The sequence below is a fragment of the Methylobacterium sp. 285MFTsu5.1 genome, from assembly GCF_000383455.1.
GTDB lineage: Bacteria > Pseudomonadota > Alphaproteobacteria > Rhizobiales > Beijerinckiaceae > Methylobacterium.
On record NZ_KB911324.1, the window covers coordinates 1 to 10,305 of the forward strand.

A 10,305-nucleotide genomic window follows, 5' to 3' on the forward strand; every position below is an offset into this window, starting at 1 on the left:
CGGCCGCCGGAGGCTGACCAAGATGCCGTTGATGAGCGCGATGGCCGCCCGCCTGAAGCGGGCTGGGCGCCGCAGTCGGTACCGTCTTAGAAAGCAGGTCGTCGAGCCGGTGTTCGGACAGATCAAGCAGGCCCGAGGCTTCCGACAGTTCCTGATGAGAGGGCTCGATCAGGTCCGGGGCGAGTGGGCGATGATCTGCACCGCCCACAACCTGCTGAAGCTGGCACAGTCAGGCCGCTGAAGCCGCTGGTCCGCCCTCATTGGCTCCCGTCTTGCCCCCTCTACCAGGCTTCAAACCCCGTTACTCGGACAGGCTCCTAGTAGTCCAAATCTCACGCTTGGTACCCATACGCACATGTCGGCTCAGGGTGGGAAACGGCCCGACTGCTTTGAGCGTGGGATATATCGAAAGCTGCCGTTAGCGATCCGGGGCGCTTTCTCGAAAATGATGGTGTTTCGAGAAAGTCGGTGAATGGCCGCCTGCAGCATTGCGGTCGGTGCTTATCCCTCGGCGGCCAACATCGTCAGCCGTTCACGCAGCCAGCGTTGTGCCGGATGGTTGGTCGTCCGGTCATGCCAGACACTCGCGATGGTGAAGCCAGGAATGGTGAGCGGCGGATCTAGCACCTGCACCCGATCCGACCAGCCATCGGCGATCCGCCGTGGGACCAAAGCAATCATGTCGGACCGTGACACGACCTCCGGCACGATCAGGAACCCCGACGTGGACAGGGCTACGGTGCGGCGGCGGCCGACGGCCTCTAGTGCCGCATCGGTAGGTCCCGAGAACCCGCCGCCTTGGGGAGACACCACAACGTGCTCCAAAGTACAGAACACGTCCATGCTGACATATCCCTGTACGGTCGGGTGTCCCTGCCGGGCGATCACCGTGTAATCCTCACAATAGAGCTGACGCTGGCGCATGGCCGCCGGTGCATGGTCTGAAGATGCCAAGGCCAGGTCGACCTCGCCGCGCTCCAACTGCGTGGCGAGCGCCAGCACGTCCAGGGCACGCCAGGCGATGCGGACCCTGGGCGCCTCGGTCCTGAGCGCGACCGAGAAGCGGGTGAGCAGCGCATACTGCTGGTAGTCGGTCGCGGCGATCACCAGGGTGGCCTGCATAGTCGCCGGGTCGAACGGTGCTCCATCTGCCACGACCCTGCGGACACCCTCCAGTGCTTCATGCAACGGTTGTCGAAGCTCGACGGCGCGCTGGGTCAGGACCATTCCGCGCTGTGCCGGAATGAGGAGGGGATCGCCGAAAGCCTCGCGAAGCCGCGCCAACCGGGCGGACAAGGCGGGTTGGCTCAGGTTCAGGCGCCGGGCGGCACGCGTGACGTTCCTTTCCGCCAGCAGGGCTTCGAGCGTGACGAGCAGGCCGAGATCGAGGTTCCTGGTATCCATGCACTCGATAACAACAGGCAGAAGGTTCGATTTCAACACTGCGCCGCGCCGCGCGATATGCCGAGCAGGCTTCAGTTCCGGGAGCCTCCATCGACGACGCGGATAGCAGTTTGCCGGAAGCCCTTACCCTCCAACCGCATCGCCCCTCCTCGATCGCGTTCCCGCTGCTCGCGGCCATCCTGTTCCTGTTCTTCGTGTCGAGCAGCGTGCCGTCGCCCTTGTTTGTCGTGTTCCAGGAGCGTTGGGGTTTCTCCCCGGGCATGCTGACGGTCGCGTTCAGCATTTACTCCCTGGTGCTGCTAGTGACGCTGCTCGTGGCCGGGTCGCTCTCCGACCACATGGGACGGAAGCCGGTGATCGTTGCGGCGCTGGTCATCCAGGTCGTGTCCATAGCGCTTTTTCTGACGGCAGACGGCATCGGCGGATTGCTGGCCGCCCGGATCGCCCAGGGCATATCCATGGGCGTGGTCAACGGCGCCCTGTCGGCCGCGGTGATCGAGGCGGCGCCGCCGGCCCGCAGAGCCCTTGGCAGCCTGTTTACCAGCATCTCGCCGCTCGCGGGGCTGGCGACGGGCGCCTTCGTTACCGGCGCGCTGCTCGGCGTGACGGACAAGGCGGAGATCTGGGCGTTCGGCTTGCTCGGGGGGCTGTTCTGCCTGGGTGCGTCGATTGTTCTGCTTATTCCCGAGACGGCAAGCCCGGTGCCCGGCCTGCTTCGTTCCATGGTGCCGAGCGTGCATGTTGCCCGTTCGGCGCGCGACGGCTTCACGCGCGGGCTGCCGTTGCTCCTGTCGATCTGGGCGCTGGGCGGCTTCGTCAGCGCGCTTGGGCCGTCGCTGTTGCGCACTGTCTTCGGCGTCAGTAGCGGATTGCTGAACGGCGCCACCGTCGCCGTGCTGTGTGGCGCTGGCGCCGTGTCGCCGCTGATGATGCGCGGGCTGCCGCCCGGGCGCATGGCCGTCGTGGGCATGGCGGCGGTGACGGCCGGGGTTGGCCTCTTGCTCGTGTCGATCGGCACTGGAGCGTTGGCGCTGTTCTTCGTCGGCGGTGCGGTCGCCGGCGCCGGGCTAGGCGCATCGTTCAGCGGCCTTATCCAATCGCTCGTGCCGCTCACCCCTGTGCACGAGCGTGCCGAACTCTTCGCGGCGATCTTTCTGGTCACCTACCTGTCCTTGAGCGTCCCGCCCATCGCCGCCGGCTTCGCCGTTCCGCTGACCGGCTTCCTGGGCACGACCCAGGCTTATCTCGGCGCCGTTCTGATCGTCTCGGCGATCGCGACCGTCCTGCAATGGCTGCCCTCGCGCAGCCGAGGAGCACCCGCATGAAGGCTATCCAGGCACATCCGCAGCAAGGGCTCGACGGCCTGACGTTGATCGACCTCTCCGATCCCGGTGATCCCGGAGCGAGCGCCATCCGCGTGCGTGTGCATGCCTCCTCCCTAAACTTCCACGATCTGGGCGTGGTGACGGGACGGCTGCCGGCCGCCGATGGCCGCATTCCCATGGCCGATGGCGCCGGGGTGGTGGAGGCGGTCGGTTCCGAGGTCACTGAGTTCAAGCCCGGCGACCATGTCGTGTCCACCTTCTTCCCGACCTGGCTGGACGGTGAGGCGACCCTTGCCGATTTCGCCACCACGCCGGGCGACGGGATCGACGGCTTTGCTCGGGAGGTCGTGGTGGCGCCAGCCACGTCCTTCACGCGCGCGCCGGTCGGCTGGAGCCACGCCGCTGCGGCGACCCTGACCACGGCCGGGGTGACCGCTTGGCGCGCCCTGGTGGTCAACGGCGGTCTCAAAGTCGGGGACAGCGTGCTGGTGCTCGGCACGGGCGGCGTGTCGATCTTCGCGTTGCAGATCGCGCGAGCCATGGGGGCCACGGTGATCGCGACCTCCTCCTCCGACGAGAAGCTGGAGCGGCTTCGCACGATGGGCGCTGCCCACGGCATCAACTACCGTCAGAACCGAGAATGGGGCGAACGGGTGCGGGAGCTGACGGGCGGCACCGGCGTGGATCATGTCGTGGAGGTCGGCGGCCCGGGCACCCTGACGCAATCGATCAAGGCCGCGCGCGTGGGCGGCCACATCTCGCTGATCGGCGTGCTGACCGGGCGGGCGCCGTGCCGACGGCCATGCTCATGGCCCGGCAGCAGCGCCTCCAGGGTCTCATCGTCGGCAGCCGACGTCATCAGACTGACCTGATCCGCGGCATCGACGCCGTCCGCGGACACCCGGTGATCGACCGCTCCTTCCCGCTCGCCGAACTCGCCGATGCCTTCCGGCTCCAGGAGACTGGGGGCCACTTCGGCAAGATCGTCGTCGAGTTTTGATCAACGCATCCAGCAGGAGCATTGAACCATGAAGGTTCTTCTCGTATTCGCCCACCCGGAACGCCATTCCCTGAACGGCGCGCTGCGCGACGTCGCCGTGGCCGAGTTGGAAGCGCAGGGGCATGAGGTCCGCGTCAGCGACCTCTACGCTGAGGGATGGAAGGCGAGCGTTGACCGCGCGGACTTCCCCGAGATGGTGGAAGGCGAGCGGCTCCGGGTGGCCGAAGCGTCAGGTCGGGCGTTCACCGCCGGGGCGCTGACGGAGGACGTGAAGGCCGAGCAGGAAAAGCTGCTCTGGGCCGATATGCTAATTCTGCAGTTCCCGTTGTGGTGGTACCACATGCCGGCCATTCTCAAGGGGTGGGTGGACCGGGTCTACGCGTTCGGGTTCGCCTACGGCGTCGGCGAACGGAGCGACACGCATTGGGGCGACCGCTTCGGCGAAGGCACGCTGGCCGGCAAGCGCGCGATGCTGTTCGTCACGGTCGGCGGGTGGGCGACGCACTACGCCCCGCGCGGCGTGAACGGTCCAATCGAGGACATCCTGTTCCCAATCAATCACGGCATCCTTTACTATCCCGGCTACACCGTCCTGCCGTCCTTCGTGGCCTACCGCGTGGACCGGATGGACGAGGCCGGCTTTCAGCGGGTGGCAGATCAGTTGAAGGAAAGAATGCGGACCATCGAAACCACTGCGCACATCCCCTACAGGATGCAGAACGGTGGCGACTACCAGGTTCCCAGCCTGGAGTTGCGGCCAGAACTGGGCGACCCTGGCGTGTCCGGCTTCGCCTTGCACGTGGATCAGAGCCGAGCAGGGTAATTCATCCTGCAGATCCTAAAGGCATCCTTCCATGCGCTGGGCCTGAGCGGTGGTTAAACTCGCCCGGCGTTGCCTTCCGAAAACGACGATGTTTCGGGAAAGAACGTCAGCCCTGCTCGGCAGGATCAGTCTGCACAGCATCGGCGAAACGACGCATCAACCGAGTGAGGTCCGCGACATCCCGTTCTGAACAATTGCCGGAAATCGCCCGCGCCATGGCGTTGCGCGCCAAGTAGCAAAGCCCGCTGAACACGTCGCGCATGCTGTGCTCGCGCTCAGCGGCCGCCGTGGGCAGGAGCGTCAGGTAAGGCGCGATCAGCGTCCGCTCTTCATCGTTGATGTCAGATGGGTAGGCGCGACGGGCGGTCATCCAGCCAAGACTGGCGCACCCTCAGGTTCGCGATACCCTCTAGGACCGCTTTCAGGAAATCCGGACGGCTCTCTGGACGACTGCAACGGGTCGGAAGCCGTATGGCTGCTCGGGGTGGAATGCTGCCGGTCTGCTTCTGCGCCACGCGGGCACTCGAGCGGACATGTCCTCGACGATTCAGACGGTCAGAGGCCGGAAGTCAGTTTTGTAAGCCAATCGCGCGAGTCTTTGACTAGGACAGGCTCCATAGACCTGTAGAGAAGCAGAAGACCTCCGCCAAGTCCAACCAGACCGCCTGCGCCGAGCCCAGCCGCACTCGTGACGCCGGCTCCCACCCGAAGCCTCTAAGCCAAATGATTATCAGTCCTGCGCCAATTTACGGCTTGCGCTGTGGATCGCGATCGAAAATCTTGCTTTGAATACGCGCCTACGGAGCTTTCGATGCCAGCCGTAAGTTGTTACATAGGGAAATATCTAGGTTCATTTTTGCTATATGCCGCCGGATCCAGCGTCGTTTTCGCGGATATGAGGGTGAATCGTTCCGTCGACGGCAAAATCGTCTCGATGTCTAACCTGTCGCCGGCGAAGGACTGTTCTCCGATGGTCTTGCGCGGCCGCATCAGCGATCTAACATTCGAGCAGGGAACGGTACGCGGATTCACACTTAACCAAAAAGTCGGCGAGCAGCACATCAACGTACCCGCTTTGTACGATTTTCCCGATCCACGCCAGAAAGCGATTGCTCGCGATGGATATTCCACATTGATCCGCGACGGCCGCACCGTGACTATCAAGGCTCTGTTCTGCGGCGCAGCGGGAAAAATCGTGAAAATGGACGCGATCTCAACAGAGTAGGGACCATATCATGTCAACCAGATCGGGTGCGGTTGCCCTCCTATTCATGCTGTATTGCGTCCAGGTTGCGAACTCGGGGTGGAAGCCGGCAAAAGGAACTCCGTATCCTGCGTTCATCTCCTGCGTCTCCTCCAATCTGTGCATATTCGTCTCGTGCCGGCGCGGTGGCGAAAGGTCCTTCGAGATCTACTCCGTCGAGAACGGTCTAAGCGCTGGAGATACGCTATCCCTCTCCGCTGCCGGACGCCAGATCAAGCTGACCGTACCGCCGAGGACCAACAACGAGCTCTACAGCTGGCCGTTGCGACCGGACATAGATGAATTACTGAGCTCGGGCAGTAAAGCGGCCATCGTCTTCGACGAACGCACCAAGTGGCCCGTAAGGACTGACGGCTATGCATCGGCGAAGTCAAGCCTGTCGCGTCAATGCAAAGACTGACTCCGGGCCGCTTGGGACGACTATCGGGAGACGGACGATGTTTATGGGAAGAATGACTTTCGTGATCTTGATGGGATCGCTCTTTGCAGCGCCGGCTGTAGCGGAATCAAGAGCGGCGGCCTACTTGGCAAAGCAGGAGATCAGTGACGGGTGCGATGGTCGTCAAGGGCGCATCGATCCCGCCGGCCTGATCGAGCGGGATCTCGATGGCGACGGCATGCCCGACTTGATTATATCCCACGAGGGGATCCGATGTGCCGGTAAAATGTCACGGAGCAGTCATTGCGGCATGCAGGTTTGCTCCGTACTGTTCTATCTGCGTCGCGGATCATTGCTCCAGAAGGCCCACGATATGCTGGGTGCCAACGTCAAGGTAGGCCGCGAGCGCATCCCGAAGGTCCATATGGATGCCCATGGCGGAGGTGGAGGCTACGTTCGTTGGAATGGGAAGTCCTTTGATTGAGAACTGATGTCTCGCGACGACGTCCAACATCCATAGATAGCCGCGGTCGGAGCCATCACAAATCATGGCATCTCCAACATTCGGCCGATGCGGTTACAGCCAGTCGATCGGCGAGATGCGCCTGGAGGCGGCGTTCGATCGGATCGCTTCCCGGCCGAGGTTCTCCGCACCGACAGCCAGGATCCGGGACGATCCGACGACCGACGTCGGTCGCCGATCAAGCTATCCCCCAAGCTGTCCCGACATGCGTGGCCCGCGATCGGGTGGCCGTGCACCGCAACGTCGGGCATGATGCCCTGCACATGATCGGCGGACCTGGGGAGGTCACATGCGGTTCCTGGTGGCGACGATTGTTCTGATCGGACTGTGCGGTCAGGCGAATGCTCAGGGCAAATCGAAGAAGCCGCAGCCTCAGCAGCCGTCGACCCGCTACCTCAGCTTTTCGGAAGGGTCCCTGGACGGTTCGGCTACGTATCTGATCGACGGCGTCCTGAAGTTGACCTTGCAGGGCAGCCAGATCACCGACGCGAGCATCGACGTCTGCTACCCGACAAGCACGCTGTCGCGGCGCGTCGACCGTCTGGTGATCCCGCTGAAGGCCGACGGCGCGAACTTCTCCGGAGCCGGAGCAAGCTCGGCGGGGGATCAGGTCGCCGTGTCGATCAAGCGGAGCGGCTCGAAGGACGACCAGCAGCTGAACGGCTCTCTGAAGCTTCCGGACCATAGCGTCGCCATCGCAGCCACCGGCCTGGCGTTCTCGGAGGAGGATCCGACCGCGCTGCCCTCCGGTTCGACGGCAGAGGACGAGCCTGAAGACGTGAGCGACAAGCCCGTACCCGATCCCGGAACCCTCTCGGTGACGACCAAGCTTCCGAACGTCGTCGATCTGGTGAAGCTAGTCCGCACTGAAGGTGCCCGGATGGATCCCGCCGGTCTGGTCCCGAATTGCGCCGACCTGAGAGGCGGCACCTCGTCGATCTCGATCGACGTCGATCCGGAGAGAGCTCCCGCGCTCCTCGAGAAGGTGAAGAAGCTCCCGGGAGTGGCGACTGCGGAATACGGGCAGGTCGCTGACAAGTCCCAGCTCGTCAAGCTCAAGGTGAAGCCGGGCGACGCCGATCTGATCGCCGCCCTCGGTCGCGCATTGCCGAAGGCCATCCCCGATGCGACGATCGTCTCGTCGGGCAAGGACGCCGGGCGAGGCGAGATCCAGATGGCCCTCACCCGCAAGGTGTCCTACCTGGACCCGATGGGAGCTCAGGAAGCGATCTCGCTCCGGGCTACCGCGTGGCAGGATCCTCAGGACAAGTCCGTCTCTTACCTCCAGCTCCGGGGTGTCGATGCGAGACTTGTCGATACCGGCAAGGAGAAGGTCTTCTCGGTAGGGCCCGCCGAGTCCGAGGGGGAGGACGCCGTCGTCGCCTCCGATCTCGACACGGCGGCAGCACAGCAGGCGATAGCTGCGGCATTGGCTTCTGATCTGCACGGGCAGATCTGGGTCGAAGATGCGTGGGTGTCGAAATAGCAGGTCGCCCGCACGCCTGGATGCCGACGACGGGCGAGTGCTGGAGGCGGCCGCACACTCGAAACGCCGCCCGCACCGTGGAGCGCGATCGGTACCTGCCGAACGGGAGCCCCGGCCGCATGGTCGACGAGGAGGCCGACTTGGAGAGTAACACGATCGGATGATGCGTCGGAGGCTATGCCGGCCGAATGCGGGGGAGGGGCCACGTAAACGATCGGCGGGCGACGACATGCATCCGCCGATCGTAAGGCTAGCTAGGAACGCTCGAAGGTCCGTCGATGCTCTACCACGCGGCCTGGAGGCCGGCGGTGAACACCTGGGCGGTGGCGCCCGGGCGGACGTCGCCGGTGTAGCCCACCGACAGCCGCACGCCCGCGGCGACCGCCCCCGTCAGGCTCACCCCCAGAACCGCGCCGTCCCGGCCCAGCGCGCTCGTCCGGCCCGCGAACCCCGCCCCGAACAGGCTCGAGCGGATCAAAGCCGCCGTGTCGGCCAGCTCGTGCGCCCAGTACGCCCGACCCTCCAGCCGCAGATCCGGAATGCCCGCCAACGCCCAACTCGTCACCCGCCCGCCGACCAGGCTGCGCGCCGCGTCGAGGTCGGCCACCGCGAAGCCCTGCCCGCCGAAGCCCTGCCCGACCAGACCGCCCCGCTCGGACACACGGCCCCGCGTCAGCCGGTCGTAGCTGAAGCCCACCTCCGGCACGACCTCGACCGGCAGGCCGGTCGCCAGCGCGTAGCCGGCAAAGCCCGACACCCCGCCGTTCCAGCCCGACGACAGCCCGGACGCCTGCGACACCGCCGCGCCCAGCGCCACCGTCCGGTCCACCCGGCCGTCCGCGTACGACACCCCCGCCGTGCCGCGCAGCACCACGGCGCCCAGCCGCGTGCTCGCGTACAGCGTCCCACCGTAGCTGTCGGTGGTGAACCGCCCCAGCCCCGCGCCCCGCGACGTGCCGCCCGCGCGCAGGTAGCTGAACGCACCGCCGACCTGCGTGTCCGCCCCGACCTGGCGGTCGACGCCCATCAGCAGCCCGCCCGCGTCGAACCCGGCGCCCGTGGCCGCCCGGTCGCCGGCGCGCGCACCGAACCCGTACAGCGCGTCGGCCCAGACCCGGCCCTCGCCCACCCCAAGCGGCGCCGCCGCCGCCCCGGCGCCGCCGCGCACCTGCAGCGCCGTGCGGTTCGGGCCCGGGCCCGGATCGCCCGCGCTGAACGCGCCCGCGCCCCCGCCCAGCCCGCGCTGGTGCCGGTCGATCGTGTCGGAGAGCAGACGGCGCGCGGCGAGGTCGGTCATCACCGCGTCGCCGTAGCTCTGGCCCGACAGGCTCGCCAGGCCGCCCGGCAGCGTCGCCGGGCCGGCCGCGTAGAGCGGGTCGAACACCCGCGCCCGCGCCGCGTCCGGCCGCGTGCCGGCGGCCGGGCGGGCGAGGTCGAGGGCCGCGCCCACGGCCCGGGCGTTGCCGGTCTGGGCGAGGCCGAGGCCGGCGAGATTGCCGTAGGCGGCCGGCGTGACCACGAGGTCGAGGCCGGTGGCGGCGTAGAGCGCGTCGAGGCGCGTGCCCGCCGGCAGGCCCGCCGCCGGCTGGGCGAGCCCGCTGAACGAGCCCGACAGCCCGGCCTGCGCGGTCAGAACGCCGAAGCGCTGGCCGAGCGCGGGGGTGAAGCTGTTCGTGGCGTTGCCGGTGATGCCGCGAAGCTCCGGCACCAGGGTGCCGTTGGCCGAGACCGTACCGGTCGGGCCGAGCACCAGCAGGCGGGCGTAGCTGCCCGCGCCGGTGCCGGTGCCCGGGCCGTCGATGTCGAGGCCGAGGCTGCTGCCGGGGGCGAACGCCACCGGGCCGAGCACGGTGAGCGTGCCGGGGGAGTTGCCCGGCCGCAGGGCGCCCGCGACCGTGACCGGGGCCGCGACGGTGCCGATGCCGCGCAGGGTGCCAGTGGCCGCGACCGTGACCGGCGAGGTCCAGAGGCCGTTGAGGGAGAGCGTGCCGGCCTGGATTGTGGTCGGGCCGGAGAAGAGGCCGGGGCCGGTGAGCAGGAGCGTGCCGGGGCCGGCCTTGGTCAGGCTGGTCGGGCTCGCGGTCTCCAGGATGGCGCCGGC

At 66.5% G+C, this 10,305-nt stretch carries 9 protein-coding genes and 1 pseudogene; 7 read left to right on the plus strand and 3 right to left on the minus strand.

What is annotated here, in order from left to right; all coding sequences use genetic code 11:
• A partial coding sequence (locus tag H288_RS0131115; RefSeq protein ID WP_020096464.1) for a transposase occupies nucleotides 1–241 on the plus strand: 241 nt, incomplete at its 5' end.
• Between the two features lie 260 nt (nucleotides 242–501).
• On the opposite strand, the gene H288_RS0131120 is transcribed toward H288_RS0131115, so the two are convergent.
• Nucleotides 502–1,404: a LysR family transcriptional regulator gene (locus H288_RS0131120; RefSeq protein ID WP_020096465.1), complete on the minus strand. Its 903-nt coding sequence runs from the start codon at nucleotides 1,402–1,404 to the stop codon at nucleotides 502–504.
• A gap of 110 nt (nucleotides 1,405–1,514) precedes the next feature.
• Between H288_RS0131120 and H288_RS0131125 the strand changes: the two genes are divergently transcribed.
• The 3 genes and pseudogenes from H288_RS0131125 (at nucleotide 1,515) to H288_RS0131135 (ending at nucleotide 4,552) form a co-directional block, all read left to right on the plus strand.
• Complete coding sequence (locus H288_RS0131125) at nucleotides 1,515–2,729, plus strand: MFS transporter (RefSeq protein WP_020096466.1); 1,215 nt, start codon at nucleotides 1,515–1,517, stop codon at nucleotides 2,727–2,729.
• Nucleotides 2,726–3,729 (plus strand): annotated as a pseudogene (locus tag H288_RS33300) (NAD(P)-dependent alcohol dehydrogenase). Before H288_RS0131125 ends, H288_RS33300 begins: the two are co-directional and overlap by 4 nt.
• Before the next feature lie 28 nt (nucleotides 3,730–3,757).
• Complete coding sequence (locus tag H288_RS0131135) at nucleotides 3,758–4,552, plus strand: NAD(P)H-dependent oxidoreductase (RefSeq protein WP_020096468.1); 795 nt, start codon at nucleotides 3,758–3,760, stop codon at nucleotides 4,550–4,552.
• Between the two features lie 106 nt (nucleotides 4,553–4,658).
• On the opposite strand, the gene H288_RS34585 is transcribed toward H288_RS0131135, so the two are convergent.
• Nucleotides 4,659–4,922 (minus strand): hypothetical protein, encoded by a 264-nt coding sequence (locus H288_RS34585; RefSeq protein WP_020096469.1) that lies wholly within the window; start codon nucleotides 4,920–4,922, stop codon nucleotides 4,659–4,661.
• Nucleotides 4,923–5,453: 531 nt separating this feature from the next.
• Between H288_RS34585 and H288_RS35420 the strand changes: the two genes are divergently transcribed.
• From H288_RS35420 to H288_RS0131150, 3 genes are all read left to right on the plus strand, one after another.
• The gene (locus H288_RS35420; RefSeq protein ID WP_128083447.1) at nucleotides 5,454–5,777 is read left to right on the plus strand and encodes a hypothetical protein; all 324 of its coding nucleotides are present in this window, start codon (nucleotides 5,454–5,456) and stop codon (nucleotides 5,775–5,777) included.
• Between the two features lie 491 nt (nucleotides 5,778–6,268).
• The gene (locus H288_RS35425; protein ID WP_128083446.1) at nucleotides 6,269–6,679 is read left to right on the plus strand and encodes a hypothetical protein; all 411 of its coding nucleotides are present in this window, start codon (nucleotides 6,269–6,271) and stop codon (nucleotides 6,677–6,679) included.
• Between the two features lie 328 nt (nucleotides 6,680–7,007).
• Entirely contained in the window at nucleotides 7,008–8,204 is a 1,197-nt protein-coding gene (locus H288_RS0131150; RefSeq protein ID WP_020096470.1) for a hypothetical protein, read from the plus strand.
• Nucleotides 8,205–8,487: 283 nt separating this feature from the next.
• On the opposite strand, the gene H288_RS0131160 is transcribed toward H288_RS0131150, so the two are convergent.
• A partial coding sequence (locus H288_RS0131160; protein ID WP_020096471.1) for an autotransporter outer membrane beta-barrel domain-containing protein occupies nucleotides 8,488–10,305 on the minus strand: 1,818 nt, incomplete at its 5' end.

Excerpts from the sequence above, each read along its gene's own strand:
- H288_RS0131150 (WP_020096470.1), top strand. The coding sequence starts at position 7,008 with ATGCGGTTCCTGGTGGCGACGATTGTTCTGATCGGACTGTGCGGTCAG.
- H288_RS0131120 (WP_020096465.1), bottom strand. The coding sequence starts at position 1,404 with ATGGATACCAGGAACCTCGATCTCGGCCTGCTCGTCACGCTCGAAGCC.
- H288_RS0131135 (WP_020096468.1), top strand. The coding sequence starts at position 3,758 with ATGAAGGTTCTTCTCGTATTCGCCCACCCGGAACGCCATTCCCTGAAC.
- H288_RS35425 (WP_128083446.1), top strand. The coding sequence starts at position 6,269 with ATGACTTTCGTGATCTTGATGGGATCGCTCTTTGCAGCGCCGGCTGTA.
- H288_RS34585 (WP_020096469.1), bottom strand. The coding sequence starts at position 4,922 with ATGACCGCCCGTCGCGCCTACCCATCTGACATCAACGATGAAGAGCGG.